Annotated in this window: 17 protein-coding genes; all 17 read left to right on the top strand. The window is 70.7% G+C overall.

The window, feature by feature from the left end; genetic code table 11:
* Positions 1 to 12 precede the first annotated feature (12 nt).
* The 17 genes from ACTOQ1_RS22125 (at position 13) to ACTOQ1_RS22045 (ending at position 18,916) form a co-directional block, all read left to right on the top strand.
* Positions 13 to 945 (top strand): phosphatidylinositol mannoside acyltransferase, encoded by a 933-nt coding sequence (locus tag ACTOQ1_RS22125; protein WP_440069862.1) that lies wholly within the window; start codon positions 13 to 15, stop codon positions 943 to 945.
* Positions 942 to 2,174, top strand: a complete 1,233-nt coding sequence (locus ACTOQ1_RS22120; RefSeq protein ID WP_440069860.1) for a glycosyltransferase family 4 protein — start codon at positions 942 to 944, stop codon at positions 2,172 to 2,174. The genes ACTOQ1_RS22125 and ACTOQ1_RS22120 overlap by 4 nt, the downstream gene beginning before the upstream one ends.
* Positions 2,171 to 2,710 carry a hypothetical protein gene (locus ACTOQ1_RS22115; protein WP_440069858.1) on the top strand — a complete coding sequence of 180 codons (540 nt, stop codon included), beginning with the start codon at positions 2,171 to 2,173 and terminating at the stop codon, positions 2,708 to 2,710. The genes ACTOQ1_RS22120 and ACTOQ1_RS22115 overlap by 4 nt, the downstream gene beginning before the upstream one ends.
* 115 nt (positions 2,711 to 2,825) lie before the next feature.
* Positions 2,826 to 3,839: a DUF3048 domain-containing protein gene (locus ACTOQ1_RS22110; RefSeq protein WP_440069856.1), complete on the top strand. Its 1,014-nt coding sequence runs from the start codon at positions 2,826 to 2,828 to the stop codon at positions 3,837 to 3,839.
* 151 nt (positions 3,840 to 3,990) lie between these two features.
* Positions 3,991 to 4,905, top strand: a complete 915-nt coding sequence (gene pdxS / locus ACTOQ1_RS22105) for a pyridoxal 5'-phosphate synthase lyase subunit PdxS (RefSeq protein ID WP_344749964.1) — start codon at positions 3,991 to 3,993, stop codon at positions 4,903 to 4,905.
* 164 nt (positions 4,906 to 5,069) lie between these two features.
* Positions 5,070 to 6,761, top strand: a complete 1,692-nt coding sequence (locus ACTOQ1_RS22100; RefSeq protein WP_440069855.1) for an alkaline phosphatase D family protein — start codon at positions 5,070 to 5,072, stop codon at positions 6,759 to 6,761.
* A gap of 235 nt (positions 6,762 to 6,996) precedes the next feature.
* Positions 6,997 to 7,587 (top strand): pyridoxal 5'-phosphate synthase glutaminase subunit PdxT, encoded by a 591-nt coding sequence (pdxT, locus tag ACTOQ1_RS22095; RefSeq protein ID WP_440069853.1) that lies wholly within the window; start codon positions 6,997 to 6,999, stop codon positions 7,585 to 7,587.
* Positions 7,588 to 7,590: 3 nt separating this feature from the next.
* Positions 7,591 to 8,343, top strand: a complete 753-nt coding sequence (locus ACTOQ1_RS22090) for a YebC/PmpR family DNA-binding transcriptional regulator (RefSeq protein ID WP_362675604.1) — start codon at positions 7,591 to 7,593, stop codon at positions 8,341 to 8,343.
* A 73-nt stretch (positions 8,344 to 8,416) separates the two neighbouring features.
* Positions 8,417 to 9,697 carry a cation:proton antiporter gene (locus tag ACTOQ1_RS22085; protein ID WP_440069851.1) on the top strand — a complete coding sequence of 427 codons (1,281 nt, stop codon included), beginning with the start codon at positions 8,417 to 8,419 and terminating at the stop codon, positions 9,695 to 9,697.
* Between the two features lie 128 nt (positions 9,698 to 9,825).
* Positions 9,826 to 10,410 (top strand): crossover junction endodeoxyribonuclease RuvC, encoded by a 585-nt coding sequence (ruvC, locus tag ACTOQ1_RS22080; RefSeq protein ID WP_362677873.1) that lies wholly within the window; start codon positions 9,826 to 9,828, stop codon positions 10,408 to 10,410.
* Entirely contained in the window at positions 10,407 to 11,027 is a 621-nt protein-coding gene (gene ruvA, locus ACTOQ1_RS22075; RefSeq protein WP_440069849.1) for a Holliday junction branch migration protein RuvA, read from the top strand. Before ruvC ends, ruvA begins: the two co-directional genes overlap by 4 nt.
* Before the next feature lie 112 nt (positions 11,028 to 11,139).
* The gene (gene ruvB, locus ACTOQ1_RS22070; protein WP_440069847.1) at positions 11,140 to 12,198 is read left to right on the top strand and encodes a Holliday junction branch migration DNA helicase RuvB; all 1,059 of its coding nucleotides are present in this window, start codon (positions 11,140 to 11,142) and stop codon (positions 12,196 to 12,198) included.
* 225 nt (positions 12,199 to 12,423) lie between these two features.
* A complete protein-coding gene (yajC, locus tag ACTOQ1_RS22065; RefSeq protein WP_362846673.1) occupies positions 12,424 to 12,789 on the top strand; it encodes a preprotein translocase subunit YajC in 366 nt (121 codons plus the stop codon).
* 84 nt (positions 12,790 to 12,873) lie between these two features.
* Positions 12,874 to 14,640 (top strand): protein translocase subunit SecD, encoded by a 1,767-nt coding sequence (gene secD, locus ACTOQ1_RS22060; RefSeq protein WP_440069845.1) that lies wholly within the window; start codon positions 12,874 to 12,876, stop codon positions 14,638 to 14,640.
* Positions 14,640 to 15,716: a protein translocase subunit SecF gene (gene secF / locus ACTOQ1_RS22055; protein ID WP_440069844.1), complete on the top strand. Its 1,077-nt coding sequence runs from the start codon at positions 14,640 to 14,642 to the stop codon at positions 15,714 to 15,716. The genes secD and secF overlap by 1 nt, the downstream gene beginning before the upstream one ends.
* A 248-nt stretch (positions 15,717 to 15,964) precedes the next feature.
* Positions 15,965 to 16,483 (top strand): adenine phosphoribosyltransferase, encoded by a 519-nt coding sequence (locus ACTOQ1_RS22050; protein ID WP_440069842.1) that lies wholly within the window; start codon positions 15,965 to 15,967, stop codon positions 16,481 to 16,483.
* A gap of 237 nt (positions 16,484 to 16,720) precedes the next feature.
* On the top strand, positions 16,721 to 18,916 hold the full coding sequence (locus ACTOQ1_RS22045) for a RelA/SpoT family protein (protein ID WP_362675580.1): 2,196 nt from the start codon (positions 16,721 to 16,723) through the stop codon (positions 18,914 to 18,916).
* Positions 18,917 to 18,998: the final 82 nt, after the last annotated feature.

Here is an 18,998-nt window from a genome sequence, read left to right as displayed (position 1 = left end):
TCGGAAAGATCGATGACCGACAAGCCCTCCCCCCAGGATCGTCTCGTCGCCGCGGCGTTCGGCGCCGGTTGGACGGTCGTGCCCCGCCTGCCCGAGAGGCTCACCGCCTGGGCCTTCCGCGCCGCCGCCGACCGGCTGTGGAGGCGCCGCGGCAAGTCGGTGCTCAGGCTGGAGGCCAACCTCGCCAGGGTCAAGGGCACCTCGCCCGGCGACCCGGCGATCCGGGCGCTCAGCCGCGACGGCATGCGCTCCTACTTCCGCTACTTCCACGAGGTGTTCCGGCTGCCCTCGATCCCCATCGAGGAGATCGTCTCCCGCATGCGGGTGGTCGGGGCCGAGCCCGTCTACGACAACCTCGCCAGGGGGCGTGGCGTCGTCATGGCCCTGCCGCACATGGGCAACTGGGACCAGGCGGGCGCCTGGTTCGCCGGTACGGGCCACCCGTTCACCACGGTCGCCGAGCGGCTCAAGCCCGAGTCGCTGTTCCACCGCTACACCGCCTTCCGCGAGGGGCTCGGCATGGAGGTGCTGCCGCTCACCGGCGGTGACGGCCACACCTTCGGCACCCTGGCGCAGCGCCTGCGCGCGGGCCTGCCGGTCGCCCTTCCCGCCGAGCGCGACCTGACCGCGAACGGGGTCGAGGTGCAGTTCTTCGGCTCGGCCACCCGGATGCCCGCCGGGCCGGGCCTGCTGGCCGTGCACACCGGGGCCGCCCTCATCCCGGCGATCCCCTACTTCGAGCCGGACGGCTGGGGGCTGCAGTTCCACGAGGAGATCGCGATCCCGGCCGAGGGCACCAGGAAGGAGAAGGTGGCCGTCGTCATGCAGAGCCTCGCCACCGTCTTCGAGAAGGGCATCGCCGAGCACCCCGAGGACTGGCACATGCTCCAGCGCCTCTGGCTCGAGGACCTGGAGCCCCGGGAGCCCCGGGAGAGCAGGCCATGAGGATCGGCATCGTCTGCCCCTACACGTGGGACGTGCCGGGCGGCGTCCAGGTGCACATCCAGGACCTGGCCGAGGCGCTCATGGCCGACGGCCACCACGTCTCGGTGATCTCCCCGGCCGCGGAGGGCGCCGAGCTGCCCCCGTACGTGACGTCGGCGGGCCGCGCCGTCCCGGTGCCGTTCAACGGGTCGGTGGCCAGGATGTCGTTCGGGTTCCTGTCGGCGAACCGGGTGCGCCGCTGGGTGCGCGAGGGCCGCTTCGACGTGCTGCACGTGCACGAGCCGGCCATCCCCTCGCTGGGGCTGCTCGCCTGCTGGGTGGCCAGGGGGCCGATCGTGGCCACCTTCCACGCCTCGTACGGCAACTCCCGCTCCTTCTCGGTCGGGGTGCCGGTGATCATGAGCGCGCTGGAGAAGATCGGCGGCAGGATCGCCGTGTCCGACGCCGCCAGGAAGACCCTGGTCGAGTTCATGGGCGGTGACGCCGTGCTCATCCCCAACGGGGTGACGGTGAGCCGCTACGCAGAGGGCGAGCCGCTGCCCGGCTGGGACGAGGGCGAGGTGATCGGCTTCCTCGGCAGGATGGACGAGCCGCGCAAGGGCCTGCCGGTGCTGCTGGAGGCGTTCGCCCTGCTGGCCGCCGAGCGGCCCGCGCTGCGCCTGCTCCTGGCCGGGCCCGGTGACGCCGACGAGGTGCTGGAGCGGGTCCCGCCCGCCTTCCACGACCGGATCGGCCTGCTCGGCATGGTCAGCGAGGAGGACAAGGTACGCGCCTACCACACGGTCGACGTCTTCTGCGCGCCCAACCTGGGCGGTGAGAGCTTCGGCATCGTGCTGACCGAGGCGATGTCGGCCGGCGCGGCGGTCCTGGCGAGCGACATCCCGGCCTTCCGCAAGGTGCTCGACGACGGCCGGGCGGGGGCCCTGTTCGAGACGGGCGACGCCAGGTCGCTCGCCCGCGAGGCCGCCGCGCTGCTCGACGACCCCGGGCGCCGGGCCGCACTGTCGGAGAAGGCCCGCCTCGCCGTGCGCAAGTACGACTGGTCGACGGTCGCCCGCGACGTCCTGCGGGTCTACGAGACCGTGGCGAGCACGGCCGGGGTCGAGGAGGACTCCCTCGCGGACTCTGCGACGGGCTCCGCGGCGAGCACGGTGCCGGACGCGGCGGGGGCCGTCGCCGGGACCGGGAGGGCCGGGGAGGGCACGGCCGTGAGGGGCGACACGCTGTGACGACCACGCTGATCCTGGTGGTGGGCGCGATCGTCGTGCTCCTCGGCGTCTACATCTCCTGGCGGGCCGGGCGGCTCGACCGGATGCACATCCGGCTGGAGCTGGCCCGCGAGTCCCTGGACGCCGCCCTGGTGCGGCGGACCGCGGTCAGCCTGGAGCTGGCGGCCTCCCGGCTGCTGGACCCGGCGACGAGCCTGGTACTGGCCGCGGCCGCCCACGAGGCCCGTACCGCGGGTCCCGAGGAGCGCGAGCACGCCGAGAGCGACCTGTCGCGCGCCCTGCGCGCCGTCGTCGACCAGGAGCGCTTCCGCGACCGGCTGGCCGACACCCCCGCGGGGGCCGACCTGCTGGAGGAGCTGGACGCGGCCGTGGCCAAGGTCCTCTACTCCCGCAGGTTCTACAACAACGCGGTGGGCGTCACCCGGACGGCGCAGCGCCGCTGGCTGGCCCGCACGCTGCGGCTGGCCGGGCACACCGAGTATCCGGCCTTCTTCGAGATCGACGACGCGCCCCCGAAGGCACTGGCCGCTGAATAACGATGATTAAGGCGTGTATGAACCGGAGTATCTGACAAGTCGGACACCGGTAAGCTCTTGGCGATTCATGACTGGGTGGCCACGCGACCGAGTGGCCGACTTGAGGAGATGAGCCGTGCGGGTGTCCCGGATGATCGCCGTCACGCTGGCGGGAGTCGCGGTCCTGGCGCCCGCCGCCGCCTGCTCCTCCGACGATCCGGCCCCGGGCAGCCCCGCGGGCGCGGCCGGCGAGCCCAGCACGGCCCCGACGCCCACGCCCGAGCCGACGCACCCCTTCACCGGCCTGCCCGGCGCGGCCCGCAGGGCGGTGCTCGCGGTGAAGATCGAGAACACCTCGGCGGGCAAGCCGCAGCTCGGCCTGAAGAGCGCCGACGTCGTCTACGTCGAGCAGGTCGAGGCGGGCCTGACCCGCCTGATGGCGATCTTCTCCTCGAAGATCCCGGCCAAGGTCGGCCCGGTCCGCAGTGCCCGCATCTCCGACCTGCACATCGTCCCGCAGTTCGGCAGGCCCGCCTTCGCCTACTCGGGCGCGCAGACCAAGATGCTCCCCTTCATCGCCGAGGCGCCGCTCTTCGACGTCTCCGACAGCAGGCAGCCGGGCGCGTACTTCCGCCAGCCGGGACGCTTCGCCCCCTACAACCTGTTCGCCAACACCAAGCGGCTGCTGGCCGGGGCGCCCAAGGCGAGCAGGGCCAAGGACATCGGGTTCACCTTCGGCGACGCGCCCGAGGGCGGCGTGCCGCGCAAGACGTACAGCGTCAAGTACCCGGCGGCGAGCTTCACCTTCCGCTGGTCGGAGGCCGCGGGCAAGTGGCTGATCTGGCAGGACGGCAAGAAGGACATGGCGGCCGAGGGCGGCCAGCTCGGCGCGCCCACGATCGTCGTGCAGTACACCAAGACGGAGCGCTCGCAGTTCCACGACAAGAACCAGAGCTACACCCCGCTGGTGCACAGCACCGGCAAGGGCAGGGCGATCGTGCTCCGCGACGGCCAGGCGTTCAAGGCCCGCTGGTCGCGGCCCAAGGAGAAGGACGGCACCGTCTTCACCACGGAGGCGGGCCAGGCGATGAACTTCGCCCCGGGACAGGTCTGGGTGGTGCTCGCCTCCGCCAAACCCGTCATTCCCTGACGCGCGAGCCCTACATCCTGTCCAAGAAGATCCCCCGACAGCGACAAGACGTCATGTAAGGGGGCGGGCCGCCAGCGCCTACGATGGAAGCGTAGTGGCCGCCCCCGCGGGCGGCCCGTGATCCGCAGCCAGCCGTCGTGAGGTAGAGACCGTGTCCAGCAGCACGCCCGAAGTCAGCGAGACCACCGTCACCGGAACCGCCCGGGTCAAGCGCGGCATGGCAGAGATGCTCAAGGGCGGCGTCATCATGGACGTCGTCAACGCCGAGCAGGCCAAGATCGCCGAAGACGCCGGCGCCGTCGCCGTCATGGCGCTCGAGCGGGTGCCCGCCGACATCCGCGCCCAGGGCGGCGTCTCCCGGATGAGCGACCCCGACATGATCGACGGCATCATCGCCGCCGTCTCGATCCCGGTCATGGCCAAGGCCCGCATCGGCCACTTCGTCGAGGCCCAGGTGCTCCAGTCGCTCGGCGTCGACTACATCGACGAGTCCGAGGTGCTCACCCCGGCCGACTACGCCAACCACATCGACAAGTGGCAGTTCACGGTGCCCTTCGTCTGCGGCGCGACCAACCTGGGCGAGGCGCTGCGCCGCCTCACCGAGGGCGCGGCGATGATCCGCTCCAAGGGCGAGGCCGGCACCGGCGACGTCTCCAACGCCACCACCCACATGCGCAAGATCAGGGGCGAGATCAAGCGCCTGGGCTCGCTGCCCGAGGACGAGCTCTACGTCGCGGCCAAGGAGCTCCAGGCGCCGTACGAGCTGGTCGCCGAGGTCGCCAGGACCGGCAAGCTGCCGGTCGTGCTGTTCACCGCCGGCGGTATCGCCACCCCGGCCGACGCGGCGATGATGATGCAGCTCGGCGCCGAGGGCGTGTTCGTCGGCTCGGGCATCTTCAAGTCCGGCAACCCCGCCGAGCGCGCCTCCGCGATCGTCAAGGCCACCACCTTCTACGATGACCCCGACGTCATCGCGAAGGTCTCCCGCGGTCTGGGCGAGGCCATGGTCGGCATCAACGTCGACGACATCCCGGCCCCGCACCGGCTCGCCGAGCGCGGCTGGTAGAGCGGACGGGGACGCCAGGGGACCCCTGGGAACTCCGGAGAACCGGGAAAAGGCGATCTCCGTCATGGAGATCGTCTTTTTCCTGACAGAGGGAGTTAACTCCTCAGTCATGGTGCTCCGCGAGGCTGACGGGCGTTCGAGCCCGATCACCCGGGAGGTTTCCCTTGTCGAAGTTCACCCGCCGGTCCTTTCTCGTCACCGGTATCGCGGCCGGCGCGGCGGCGGGCATCCCCGCCGCCGCGCACGCCGATCCCGGACCCGCCCAGGAGGGCGCTGACTCTCTGGCGTCCCTGGCCTCCCGCGGCCTGCGCTCGGACCCGTTCACGCTCGGCGTCGCCTGCGGGGACCCCGACTCCGGCGGCTTCGTGATCTGGACCCGCCTGGCGCCCCAGCCGCTCGCCGAGGACGGCCTGGGCGGCATGCCCGCCCGGCCCTTCGCCGTCGAGTGGCACGTCTACGGCGACGAGAGGGCCCGCCGCCCGCTGCGCCGGGGCGTGACCACGGCCGCTCCCGAGTGGGGCCACAGCGTGCACGTCGAGCTGAACGGGCTGCCCTCCGACAGGGACTACTGGTACCGCTTCAAGGTCGGCCCGTACGTCTCGCCGATCGGCAGGGCCAGGACGGCCCCGCACGCCCTCTCCCACGGCTCGGCCCTGGCGATGGCCTTCGTCTCCTGCGCCCAGTACGAGCACGGCTACTTCACCGCCTACCGGCGCCTGGCGGAGGAGCGGCCCGACCTGATCCTGCACCTGGGCGACTACCAGTACGAGTACCGGCGCGACACCTACACCATCCCCGGCGGCAACATCCGCCACCACGAGGGGCCGGAGACCGAGAGCCTGGCGAACTACCGCCAGCGGCACGCCCAGTACAAGACCGACCCCGACCTGCAGGCCGCGCACGCCGCCGCCCCCTGGCTGGTCGTCTGGGACGACCACGAGCTGGACAACAACTGGGCCGACGAGGTGCCCGAGAAGCCCGAGGTGCCCCAGCCGAACTTCCTCGCCCGGCGCGAGGCGGCCTTCAGGGCGTACTACGAGAACATGCCGCTGCGGCGCGCCTCCATCCCCCGGGGCGTCGACATGCAGCTCTACCGGCGCGTCCGGTGGGGGAGGATGGCCACCTTCCACATGCTCGACACCCGCCAGTACCGCAGCGACCAGGGCTGCGGCGACGGCTACAAGGACTGCCCGGCGGCGGTCGACCCCGCCCGCTCGATCACCGGCGAGGAGCAGGAGCGCTGGCTGCTGGACGGCATGCGGCGCTCGGAGGCGCGCTGGGACGTCATCGGCCAGCAGGTCTTCTTCGCCCAGCGCGACAACAACGCCGGACCCGCCAAGATCACCAGCCAGGACGCCTGGGACGGCTACGTCGCCTCGCGGCAGCGCATCACCCAGGGCTGGGTGGACGCCGAGGTGCGCAACCCGGTGGTGCTCACCGGCGACGTGCACGCCCACTGGGCGAGCGACCTCAAGCTCGACTACGACGACCCCACCACCCGCACGGTCGGCTCCGAGCTGGTCGCCTCGTCCATCACCACGGGCGGCGACGGCCTCGACTCCGACCCGGCGACCCACCCGTACCTGACGATCAACCCGCACCTGAAGTTCTACAACAACCAGCGCGGCTACGTGATGACCCGGATCGAGCGCGACCGGCTCACCGCCGACTTCAAGGTGCTGCCGCAGGTGACGCAGCCGGGCTCGGCGGCGCACACCAAGGCGACCTTCGTGATCGAGGACCGGGTCCCCGGCGTGCAGCGGACCTACCTGCGCCCGGTCGACCCCTCGGCCGCCAGGACCCCCGGGATCGACTGGATCCAGGAGACCGTGGACCTGGAGACCAAGCGTCCCTGACCTCGTCGCGATCGCCGGAGATCACCTGACACCCATGGTCACGGGTGCCCCGCCGCACGTTCGGCGGGGCACCCGTGACGCGTTCCGGCCGGGGAACCGCGGCTTCCCCGGCCGGAGGAGGGGGGCGCGGCGGCCCCGGACTCCCGTGCCGGGCCGGAGCGCAAACCGGTTTGGGCCGGTACGAGGGGTGGCCATACGCTGAAGGGGCATCTCACCCGGACGGGAAGGACCACCGGTGACCATCGTCCCCACGATCGGCGTCTTCGCGCTGCAAGGAGACGTGCGCGAGCACGTGCGCTCCCTGGAGGCGGTGGGCGCCAGAGCGGTCACCGTACGGCGTCCCCGTGAGCTGGAGGCGGTCGACGGTCTCGTCATCCCCGGCGGCGAGTCCACCACGATGTGGAAGCTCGCCGAGACCTTCGACCTGCTCGAACCGCTCCGGATGCGGATCAAGGCGGGCATGCCCGCCTACGGCTCCTGCGCCGGAATGATCATGCTGGCCGACCGGATCGAGGGCGGGATCGAAGGTCAGCAGACGATCGGCGGCATCGACATGGTCGTCCGCCGCAACGCCTTCGGCCGCCAGGTCGACTCCTTCGAGGCCGACGTCGACTTCGCCGGCCGCGGCGGCATGCGGGCCGTCTTCATCCGCGCGCCCTGGGTGGAATCCGTGGGTTCGGGGGTCGAAGTGCTGGCGCTGGCCGAACCTGGGGATAGGATCGTCGCGGTCCGCCAAGGACCGCTGCTCGCCACGTCCTTCCACCCGGAACTTACCGGGGATGTCGGTGTGCATTCATATTTCGCTGAGATGGTGAGGGAGCTCTAGGCGATGTCCGGCCACTCCAAATGGGCGACGACGAAGCACAAGAAGGCCGCGCTCGACTCCAAGCGCGGCAAGCTGTTCGCCAAGCTCATCAAGAACATCGAGGTCGCGGCCCGGACCGGCGGACCCGATCCGGACGGCAACCCGACGCTGTACGACGCCATCACCAAGGCGCGCAAGAGCTCGGTCCCGATCGACAACATCGAGCGTGCCCGTAAGCGCGGCGGCGGCCTGGAGGCCGGCGGCGCCGACTGGCAGACCATCATGTACGAGGGTTACGCCCCCGGCGGCGTGGCGGTGCTGATCGAGTGCCTCACCGACAACCGCAACCGCGCCGCCTCCGAGGTCCGCGTCGCGCTGACCCGCAACGGCGGCTCGCTGGCCGACCCCGGCTCGGTGTCCTACATGTTCAACCGCAAGGGCGTCGTGCTCGTCCCCAAGGGTGAGCTGGCCGAGGACGACGTGCTGGTCGCGGTCCTCGACGCGGGCGCCGAGGAGGTCAACGACCTGGGCGACCAGTTCGAGGTCGTCTCCGAGGCCACCGACCTCGTGCCGGTCCGCAAGGCCCTGCAGGAGGCCGGGATCGACTACGACTCGGCCGAGTCCGGTTTCATGCCGACGATGAACGTCCCGCTGGACGAGGACGGCGCCCGCAAGGTCTTCAGGCTGATCGACGCCCTCGAGGACAGCGACGACGTGCAGAACGTCTGGGCCAACTTCGACGTCTCCGACGAGGTCATGGAGAAGCTCGACGCGTAACCCGGGCCATTCGGTGTGATCTCGTGTTGTCTGCGAGGTTTGTCCGCGTGGTCAAGGGCATATCACGCGGACAATGGGCAATCCTGACCTGATCTTTGCCGTGGCGGGCGTCGCCGCGCTGCTCGCGGCCACGCTGCCGCGGCTCCTCAACCGCCGTCCCTTCTCGCTCCCGCTCGCCTGCCTGCTGGGCGGCCTCCTCCTCTACCTGCTGCCCCTGGAGCTGCCCGATCCCGATCCGGTGGCTCACCGGGCGCTGGTCGAGCACGCCACCGAGATCTGCGTGCTGATCTCGCTCATGGGCGCGGGGCTGGCCATCAACCGGCCCTTCGGGCGGCGCGACTGGTCCTCGACCTGGCGCCTGCTGGGGTGGACGCTCCCGCTGACCGTCCTCGCCGTGGCCGCCGCGGCGTACGGCCTGCTCGGCTGGCCCCTCGCCGCGGCGCTGCTGCTGGGCGCGGTGCTCGCGCCGACCGACCCGGTGCTCGCCTCCGACGTGCAGGTCGGCGAGCCCGTCGACTCGGAGAAGGCCGACGACGAGGTCCGCTTCACCCTCACCTCCGAGGCGGGCCTCAACGACGGCCTGGCCTTCCCCCTGGTGTACGCCGCGATCGCGCTGGCCGTCAGCGGGGGTGTCGGCTGGGTCGCCGAGTGGACGCTGGTGGACCTGCTCTACCGGTGCGCCGCGGGCGTGGTGTGCGGCCTGCTGATCGGCAAGGGGCTGGGACGGCTCTTCTTCCGCGCCCAGAAGTCCGACCTGCGGCTGGCCGAGCACCGCGACGGCTTCGTGGCGCTGGCCGCGACGTTCCTGGCCTACGGCCTCACCGAGCTGGTGCACGGCTACGGCTTCATCGCGGTGTTCGTGACCGCCTGCACCATCAGGGCGGCCGAGCGCAGCCACGGCTACAACGGGGTGCTGCACGGCTTCATCGAGCAGCTCGAGCGGCTGTTCACCGCCTGGCTGATCATGCTGCTCGGCGGTTTCGTCGCGATGGGCGGCCTGTCCGCGCTCACCTGGCGGGGCGCCGCGGTCGGACTCCTGCTGCTGCTGGTCATCCGGCCGCTGACCGGCTGGCTCGCCGAGCTGGGCGGCAGGGCGGGACCGCGCGAGCGCGTCGCGACGGCGTTCTTCGGCATCCGCGGCATCGGCTCGCTGTTCTACCTCGCCTACGCCCTCGGCCAGGCCGACTTCGGCGTGCCCGCCGAGGAGCTCTGGGCCGTTGTCGCCTTCACCGTGCTGGCCTCCCTGGCCATCCACGGGATCTCGGCCTCGCCGGTGATGAACCGCCTGGACCGGCTGCGCGACAAGAAGAGCGACGAGGACGAGGAAGCAGAACCCGCCGCCCAGCACCTGTGAGCCCGGGACCCGCTCGCGGCCCCTCCGGCGGGCCGGGGAAGAGCCGTGCGCGGGCCGCTCCCACGCGGTAGAGTCTGCCACCGAACAGGTGTTCGGCGAGCGGAGGCGTGTCGGTGCGGTTGCCCGAGTTGCGGGTGATGGGGGTCGATCCCGGGCTTACCCGATGCGGGCTCGGCGCCGTCGAGGGGCGGCCCGGCGCGCCGCTGAGCCTGGTCAAGGTCGGGGTCGTCCGCACCCCCGCCGACGACGAGATCGGCGCCCGGCTGGTGGCGATCGAGGCGGGCATCGAGCGGTGGCTCGACGAGGTCCGGCCCGACGCGGTGGCCGTGGAGCGGGTCTTCGCCCAGCACAACCTCAGGACCGTGATGGGCACCGCGCAGGCCTCCGCCGTGGCGATCCTGTGCGCGTCCCGCAGGGGCCTGCCGGTCGCGCTGCACACGCCGTCCGAGGTCAAGGCCGCCATCACCGGCAGCGGCACGGCCGACAAGCAGCAGGTCGGCACGATGGTGACCCGCCTGCTGCGGCTGGACGCCATGCCCAAGCCCGCCGACGCCGCCGACGCGCTCGCCCTCGCGATCTGCCACGTGTGGCGGGGCGGGGCCCAGAGCAGGCTGGCCGAGGCCGCCGCGAAGGCGGCGAGCGCCACCACCACCCCCGCCGCCTACTTCCGAGGCCGTGGCAGGGCCGGACACCCGAGAGGAACCGCTAAGTGATCGCCTCGGTGCGAGGACAGGTGACCGCGATCGCCGCCGACGGGGCGGTCGTCGAGGTCGGCGGGGTGGGGGTCCTCGTGCACTGCACGCCGGGCACGCTGGCGACGCTCAGGACGGGCGAGGAGGCCAGGCTCGCCACCTCGCTGGTGGTCCGCGAGGAGTCGCTCACCCTGTTCGGCTTCGTCACCGACGACGAGCGCGCCATCTTCGAGATGCTGCAGACGGCGAGCGGGGTCGGCCCCAAGGTCGCCCTGGCGATGCTGGCCGTGCACACTCCCAACGCGCTCCGGGTGGCGGTGGCCTCCGCCGACGTCAAGGCGCTGACCAGGGTCCCCGGGGTGGGCCCGAAGGGCGCCCAGCGGATCATCGTCGACCTCAAGAACAAGCTCGGCACGCCGGAGGAGGCCGTCAGCGCCGCGCTCGACGGCCGTGCCGCCGCGCCCGCCTGGCGCGCCCAGGTCCACTCCGGGCTGGTCGGCCTGGGCTACTCGGGGCGAGACGCCGACGAGGCGGTCGCCACCGTCGAGCCGCAGGCCGACGCCGAGCTGGCCGAGGGCCGCACCCCGCAGGTGGCGGCCCTGCTCAAGGCCGCGCTCCGCGCGCTGAGCGTGCGATGAGGGACGGGCGCGCCGTACGAGACGTGTGCCGGGAGACGGTGGGCGGGGCCGCCGCGCGGTGCCATGAGGGGCTCCGGCGGTTCCGCCGCGCGGCGAGCAGGGGAGGGGCGGCGTGAGTTCCGACCGTGATCTGGTGTCGCCGGACGCCGAGGGCGACGAGAGATACATCGAGGCGGCGCTGCGGCCCAAGCGGCTGGAGGAGTTCATCGGCCAGCCGCGGGTGCGCGAGCAGCTGTCGCTGGTGCTGCAGAGCGCGCTGCGGCGCAACCGGCCGCCGGACCACGTGCTGATGAGCGGCGGACCCGGGCTGGGCAAGACGACTCTCTCCATGATCATCGCGACCGAGCTCTCCGTGCCCCTCCGGATCACCTCGGGGCCCGCGCTGGAGCGGGCCGGCGACCTCGCGGCGATCCTGTCGACCCTCTCCGAGGGCGAGGTCCTGTTCATCGACGAGATCCACCGGATGTCCAGGCCCGCCGAGGAGATGCTCTATCTCGCGATGGAGGACTTCCGCGTCGACATCGTGGTGGGCAAGGGTCCTGGGGCGACCGCGATCCCGCTGGAGATCGCCCCGTTCACCCTGGTCGGCGCCACCACCCGGGCCGGCATGCTTCCCGCGCCGCTGCGCGACCGCTTCGGTTTCGTCGCGCACATGGACTTCTACGGGGTCGCCGAGCTGGAGGAGGTGCTGCACCGCTCCTCGCGCCTGCTGGGCGTCACGCTCCCCGGCGACGCCGCCCGCGAGATCGCCGGCCGCTCCCGGGGCACCCCCCGCATCGCCAACCGGCTGCTGCGCCGGGTCCGCGACTTCGCCGAGGTGCGCGCCGAGGGCGTCGTCACCAGGGATGTCGCCTCCGCCGCGCTCAACCTCTACGAGGTCGACGCCGAGGGGCTCGACCGGCTCGACCGGGCGGTGCTCGGGGCGCTGCTGCGCAAGTTCGGCGGCGGGCCGGTGGGGCTGTCGACACTGGCGGTCGCGGTGGGGGAGGAGCCGGAGACGGTTGAGGTGGTCGCCGAGCCGTTCCTGGTGCGGCAGGGACTGCTGGCCCGCACCCCCCGTGGCCGGGTGGCGACCGCGGCGGCCTGGACCCATCTGGGATTGGTGCCCCCGCCGGACGCCTTCGGCGCCTCGTTTCTCATCGATCTTGAGGATGATCCCGGGGCCGTCTAACGTTGGGAGTCGGTAGGGAAGTCGTACAGGATTGATCACAGATCGATGACAACTGTATCGAAATGGGAACTTCCCTGCGCGCCAAAACGTGACTTCGTTGCCGCGCTCTTAACAGCTCGCCTAAACTCCGAGCCTTGGCTGGCTGTGTAGGCTGACGTGCTGAGCGGCGTGGCCGTATGTGACGTCCGGCTTCCGCCGGTCAATCTCAAGAGAGGGAGCGGCCCTGTGGGCGGCAACTATTCGAGCCTGATCATGATCGCTCTCATGGTCGTGGTGTTCTACTTCCTGCTCATCCGGCCGCAGCGCAAGCGGCAGCAGGAGCAGGTCAAGATGCAGAACAGTCTCACGCCGGGCACCGGTGTCATGACCACGACGGGTCTTTTCGCGACCGTGGTGGCCATCGACGCCGACGACGTGATCCTGGAGATCGCCCCCGGCGTGGAGACCCGCTGGGTCAAGGCGGCCATCGGCCGTGTCCTGGTTCCCGTTGACGACGCGGAGGAGGAGAATGTCAAGGCTGTCGACCACGGTGTCGTGGAGACGGCGGAACAGCAGGGTGCAGACCACGACACGACGAGCAAGAAGCCGTGAGTAGCCTCACCTCCAACCCCCTATAACCGAAAGAACTGACGACCAGTGGCCCGACCGACCAGCGGCCAGAGCAGACCGGGGCGCATGCTCCTGGTGCTTCTGGCGATCATTCTCGCCATGGGCGGGGCGATGCTCCTCAACAAGGCGTACACGCCGGAGTATGGCCTCGACCTCGCCGGCGGCACGACCGTGACGCTGCAGCCCGTCACGCCGAACGGGAGCGCTCCCTCGCAGGAGAGCCTCGACCTCGCCGTGAACATCATCCGCGAGCGGGTGAACGGCAGCGGCATCTCCGACGCCGAGGTCGCCAAATCCGGTGACAACATCGTCATCTCCGTTCCCGGAGCCGGCCAGGAGGAAGTCGTCAAGCTGGTCGGCACCACCGCGGAGCTGAGGTTCCGCCAAGTGCTGGCGATCGGGGCCGGGTCGCCTCCGCCCCCGGGCCAGCTCTCCACCCAGGCGCCGACGCCGACTCCCTCGCCCACCGCCTCCGGGCGCAAGGGCGACAAGGAGTCCAAGCCCGCCGAGTCGGGGACTCCGAAGCCCGGCGCGACCGCCGCGCCCGACACGGGAGCCTCCCCGGCCGGCCGCGCCCTGTCGTCGGCGCTGACCAACCCGAGCCCCGGCGCCACCCCCGCGCCCTCCGCCGAGCCGAGCGGCGACAAGGGTGACAAGTCGGCCAAGCCGGACAAGAGCGCGGCCCCGGACGCCAGCGCACCGCCGACGACCCCGCCGACGTCGCCCGACGACCCCATGGCGGGCGTCGACACCACCGGTATCGACCCCGCGGCGCTCAAGCGGTTCGAGACGCTCGACTGCGCCAAGGACGCGGGGGTGGGCGCCCAGGACGCGCCGGACAAGCAGTACGTCGGCTGCAGCCAGGACGGCAGCACCAAGTTCGTGCTGGACAAGGCGGCGGTGACCGGCACCTCGATCGACAGCGCGTCCTCCGGCGTCGACCAGACCACCGGTGAGTGGCTCGTCCAGCTCGCCTTCAAGGGCCAGGGCCCCGACCAGTGGTCGAAGGTCACCACCACCGCCTTCAACTCGCAGGCTCCCCGCAACCAGGTCGCCATGGTCCTCGACGGCGTGGTCATCTCCGCACCCGTCATCCAGGAACCCATCAACGGCGGCCGGGCGCAGATCTCCGGCAGCTTCACCCAGGTGACGGCCGACGAGCTGGCCAACCAGCTCAAGTACGGCGCGCTGCCGCTGAAGTTCGAGAAGAGCTCCATCGAGGAGGTCTCCTCCACGCTGGGCGCCGACCAGCTGCGCGGCGGTCTCATCGCCGGCGCGATCGGCCTCCTGCTGGTCGTGGTCTACTCGATGCTCTACTACCGGGGTCTGGGCATCGTGTCGGTGCTGAGCCTCCTGGTGGCCACGGTCGTGACCTACCAGTCCGTCGTGCTGCTCGGCACGTTCGCGGGCTTCCGCCTCTCGCTGCCGCACATCATCGGACTGATCGTCTCGATCGGTATCACCGCGGACTCGTTCATCGTCTACTTCGAACGGATCCGCGACGAGATGAAGGAGGGCCGGCGCTCGCTGCGCACGGCCATCGAGGTCGCCTGGGTCCGCGCCCGGCGGACGATCCTCATCGCCGACGCCGTCATGTTCATCGCCGCCGTGGTGCTCTACTTCCTGGCGGTCGGCGGTGTGGCCGGGTTCGCCTTCGCCATGGGCCTGACCACGCTCATCGACATCGCCGTGGTGTTCATGTTCACCAAGCCGTTCGTCGCGATGCTGGCCAAGCTGAAGTTCTTCGCCAAGGGGCACAAGCTCTCCGGGCTCGACGCCGAGCGCATGAGTGAGGCTCCCGTCGCTCCCAAGACCGTTCCGCAGGAGGCCTGATGTCCGGCATCGCGCGCCGGCTGTACCGGGGCGAGGTCGACGTCGACTTCGTCGGCCGCAAGAAGCTCTGGTACACCCTTTCCGCAATCCTGCTGGTGATCTCCATCGCCGGTCTGGTCTTCAACGGGCTCAACCTGGGCGTGGAGTTCAAGGGCGGGTCGGTCTTCTCCTTCAAGGCGCCGACCGCCAACATCGAGCAGGTGCGCGCCACGTTCACCGACGCCGGCGCGCACCAGGTCATCGCGCAGACGACCCAGAACGGCTGGCGGGTCACCACGGAGAGCCTCCCGGCCGACCAGGTCACCAAGATGCAGAAGGCCGTCTCCACCGCGTTCAAGCTGCCGGTGGACCAGGTGAACCTGCAGGTGATCGGTGCCTCGTGGGGTGGCCAGGTGGCCAACAAGGCCGTCATCGGACTGATCGTCTTCATGCTGGCGATCATCCTGTACCTGACGATGGCCTTCGAGTGGAAGATGGCGCTGGCCGCCGTCGTGGCGCTGCTGCACGACCTGGTCATCACCGCCGGCGTCTACGCCTGGTCCGGCTTCGAGGTCACCCCGGCGACCCTGCTGGGCTTCCTGACGATCCTCGGATACTCGCTGTACGACGCCGTCGTCGTCTTCGACATGATCAAGGAGGTCACCGCCAAGATCGGCAGGACCTCCAAGATCACCTACACCGAGGCCGCCAACAACGCGCTGAACCACACGCTGATCCGGTCGCTGAACACCACCCTGGTGGCGATCCTGCCGGTCGCGGCGATCCTCTTCATCGGCACCACGCTGTTCGGCGCGGGAACGCTGAAGGACCTGTCGCTGTCGCTGTTCGTCGGCATGATCGTCGGCACCTACTCCTCGCTGTGCGTCGCGACGCCGCTGCTGGTCACGCTGAAGGAGCGCGAGACGCTCTACACCGAGATCGCCAAGAGGCTCGCCGCGCACGGAGGCGGTTCCGGGGTCAAGACGGTGCGCCAGCCGGTCACCGCCGGAGCCTCCAACGGGGCCGGGGCCTCCAACGGTGCCGCCACGGTCGCCGGCCGGACCTCTCCGGCCGGTGACAAGCGGAGGAAGAAGTAAGCACGAGCACGTCCGCGCCTCCGCTCCCCGCACCGGGAGCGGAGGCGTTTTCCTTACCTGTCGCAGCCTTCCCCGCGCCACCGTTTCCCGGTGTCTCCCGTACCTTCCCGCCCTCTCCGGCGCCACCGGTTCCCCGGTTCCCCGGTTTCCCCGCGCTTTTCCCGTACCTCCCCGCCTTCTCCACCGCCCCCGGCACCACCGGCCCCCCGGTGTTTCCCCACCCCGAGATCTCCACAGGAGCGCCGACCATGACCGAGCTGAGCAGCCTGATCCTCGACCGCATCCGCGACGTGCCCGACTACCCGCAGCCCGGAGTGCTGTTCAAGGACATCACCCCCCTGCTCGCCGACCCGGTGGTGTTCACCGCGGTGACCGAGGAACTGGCCGGGCTGTACGAGGTGGACAAGATCGTCGGAATCGAGGCGCGGGGGTTCATCCTGGCCGCCCCGGTCGCCATCCGGGCGGGCGCGGGCTTCGTCCCGGTACGGAAGAAAGGCAAACTGCCCTCTGAGACGCTTGAGGCGTCCTACGATCTGGAGTACGGCTCCGCCACCATCGAGGTTCACCGGGACGCCTTCACCCCCGGGGAGCGCGTCCTCATCGTCGATGACGTGCTCGCCACCGGAGGCACGGCGCGCGCGGCGGTGGAGCTGGTCCGCAGGGCGGGCGCCGACGTCGTCGCGATCGCCGTGCTCATGGAGCTGGCCTTCCTCAAGGGCCGCGAGCGCCTGACCGACGTGGAGTTGCACCCCCTCGTCGTCGTCTGATCGACCCCGCGGACAAATGCACACAACCCCGTCTGGATACACTGAGGGATCTGGACTCGAACGTAAGGAGTCTGAGTGCCCCGTGATGTGGTCGTCCCCGACGCGACCGCCGGCGGTGGCGGTCCCGAGACGGCCGTCCCAGCAGGCGATGCCGGTTCCGCCATGTCCGGAGCCGCCGAGGAGAAGCCGGCGGTAAGGCGAAGGCTCGCACGTTTTGGGGGGCAGTGGGGTGGCGGCATGAATCCGGTCCTGGAGCCGCTGTTCCGGACGGTCCGCGCGACCCACCCGAAGGCGGACCTGCGGCTCATCGAGCGCTCCTACGACGTGGCCGCCTACCACCACCGCGACCAGAAGCGTAAGAGCGGCGACCCGTACATCACCCACCCGCTGGCGGTGGCCACGATCCTGGCCGAGCTCGGCACCGACGACGAGACGCTGTGCGCGGCGCTGCTGCACGACACCGTCGAGGACACCGCCTACGGTCTCGACGAGCTGCGCTCGGACTTCGGCGACAACATCGCGCTGCTGGTCGACGGCGTCACCAAGCTCGACAAGGTCAAGTTCGGCGCCGCGGCCGAGGCCGAGACCGTGCGCAAGATGGTCGTCGCGATGTCCCGCGACATCCGGGTGCTGGTGATCAAGCTCGCCGACCGGCTGCACAACATGCGCACCATGCGCTACCTGCCCGAGCACAAGCGGCACCAGAAGTCGCGGGAGACGCTGGAGATCTTCGCGCCGCTCGCCCACCGGCTGGGCATGAACACCATCAAGTGGGAGCTGGAGGACCTCGCGTTCGCCATGCTCTATCCCAAGCGGTACGACGAGATCGCCCGGATGGTGTCGGAGCGGGCCCCGCGCAGGGACCTGTTCCTGCAGGAGGTCATCGAGAAGGTCTCCGGAGACCTGCGCGACGCCAAGATCCGCGCGGCCGTCAAGGGCCGCCCCAAGCACTACTACTCCGTCTACCAGAAGATGATCGCCAGGGACGTCGCCTTCGACGACATCTACGACCTGGTCGGCATCCGGGTGCTGGTCGACTCGGTCCGCGACTGCTACGCGGCGCTCGGCACGATCCACGCGCGATGGAACCCGGTCCCCGGCCGGTTCAAGGACTACATCGCGATGCCCAAGTTCAACATGTACCAGTCGCTGCACACCACGGTCATCGGCCCCGAGGGCAAGCCGGTGGAGCTGCAGATCCGCACCCACGGCATGCACCACAGGGCCGAGTACGGCGTGGCGGCGCACTGGAAGTACAAGGAGGACATGACCGTCTCCGGTCCTCCCGGGACGAAGCTGAAGCCCGCCAGCGACATGGCGTGGCTGCGCCAGCTCCTCGACTGGCAGAAGGAGACCGCCGACCCGGGCGAGTTCCTGGAGTCGCTCAGGTTCGACCTGTCGGTCTCCGAGGTCTACGTCTTCACCCCCAGGGGCCAGGTCATCGCCCTGCCGGAGAACGCGACGCCCGTCGACTTCGCCTACGCCGTGCACACCGAGGTGGGCCACCGCTGCATCGGGGCCAGGGTCAACGGCCGCCTGGTGCCCCTGGAGTCGCGCCTGGGCAACGGCGACACGGTGGAGATCTTCACCTCCAAGTCGCCCGACGCGGGCCCCTCGCGCGACTGGCTGAAGTTCGTCAAGTCCGGCCGGGCCCGCAACAAGATCCGGCAGTGGTTCTCCAAGGAGCGCCGCGAGACCGCGATCGAGGCGGGCAAGGAGGCGATCGGCCGCGCCATGCGCAAGCAGGGCCTGCCGCTGCAGCGCCTGATGTCCGGAGAGTCCCTCCTGGCCCTCGCCAGGGACCTGCGCTACCCGGACGTCTCCGCGCTCTACGCGGCCGTCGGTGAGGGCCACGTGGCCGCGCAGACGGTCGTGCAGAAGCTCGTGACGTCCATCGGGGGAGTCGAGGGCGCCGAGGACGACATCGCCGAGACCTCCGTGCCGACCAAGCTGCGCGGGCGCCCCCGCGGCAGCGGCGGCGCGGGAGTGGTCGTCGCGGGCGACTCCGACGTCTGGGTACGCCTGTCGCGATGTTGCACCCCCGTGCCCGGCGACGAGATCGTGGGCTTCGTCACCCGCGGGCACGGCGTGTCGGTGCACCGCACCAACTGTCCCAACATGGACCAGCTCCAGTCCGAGCCCGACCGCCTGGTCGAGGTCGCCTGGTCCGCCGCCGACGACTCGGTGTTCCTGGTCGCGCTGCAGGTCGAGGCGCTCGACCGGCCCCGGCTGCTCTCCGACGTGACCCGCACCCTCTCCGACCAGCACGTCAACATCCTGTCGGCGTCGGTGACGACGTCCAGGGACAGGGTGGCGATCAGCAAGTTCACCTTCGAGATGGGCGATCCCAAGCACCTGGGCCACGTCCTGAAGGCCGTCCGCAACATCCAGGGCGTCTACGACGTCTACCGGGTCAGCGGCGCCGGTTCCTGAGGGCTACCGCCCGCTCCGTCCCGTACGGCCCCTTCGGCGACCCCGCCCGTATCGCGACCCGGCCCGGCCGTGCCCTGCCGTG

Origin of the sequence: Streptosporangium sp. OZ121, assembly GCF_051918885.1 — a bacterium.
Taxonomy (GTDB): domain Bacteria; phylum Actinomycetota; class Actinomycetes; order Streptosporangiales; family Streptosporangiaceae; genus Streptosporangium.
The sequence above is the reverse complement of the archived record's forward strand: the minus strand, read 5'-3'. Positions and strand labels throughout refer to the sequence as shown.

Excerpts from the sequence above, each read along its gene's own strand:
- secD (WP_440069845.1), top strand. The coding sequence starts at position 12,874 with ATGCTCCTGGTGCTTCTGGCGATCATTCTCGCCATGGGCGGGGCGATG.
- secF (WP_440069844.1), top strand. The coding sequence starts at position 14,640 with ATGTCCGGCATCGCGCGCCGGCTGTACCGGGGCGAGGTCGACGTCGAC.
- ACTOQ1_RS22085 (WP_440069851.1), top strand. The coding sequence starts at position 8,417 with ATGGGCAATCCTGACCTGATCTTTGCCGTGGCGGGCGTCGCCGCGCTG.
- ACTOQ1_RS22090 (WP_362675604.1), top strand. The coding sequence starts at position 7,591 with ATGTCCGGCCACTCCAAATGGGCGACGACGAAGCACAAGAAGGCCGCG.
- ACTOQ1_RS22045 (WP_362675580.1), top strand. The coding sequence starts at position 16,721 with ATGAATCCGGTCCTGGAGCCGCTGTTCCGGACGGTCCGCGCGACCCAC.
- ACTOQ1_RS22125 (WP_440069862.1), top strand. The coding sequence starts at position 13 with ATGACCGACAAGCCCTCCCCCCAGGATCGTCTCGTCGCCGCGGCGTTC.
- ACTOQ1_RS22050 (WP_440069842.1), top strand. The coding sequence starts at position 15,965 with ATGACCGAGCTGAGCAGCCTGATCCTCGACCGCATCCGCGACGTGCCC.
- ACTOQ1_RS22120 (WP_440069860.1), top strand. The coding sequence starts at position 942 with ATGAGGATCGGCATCGTCTGCCCCTACACGTGGGACGTGCCGGGCGGC.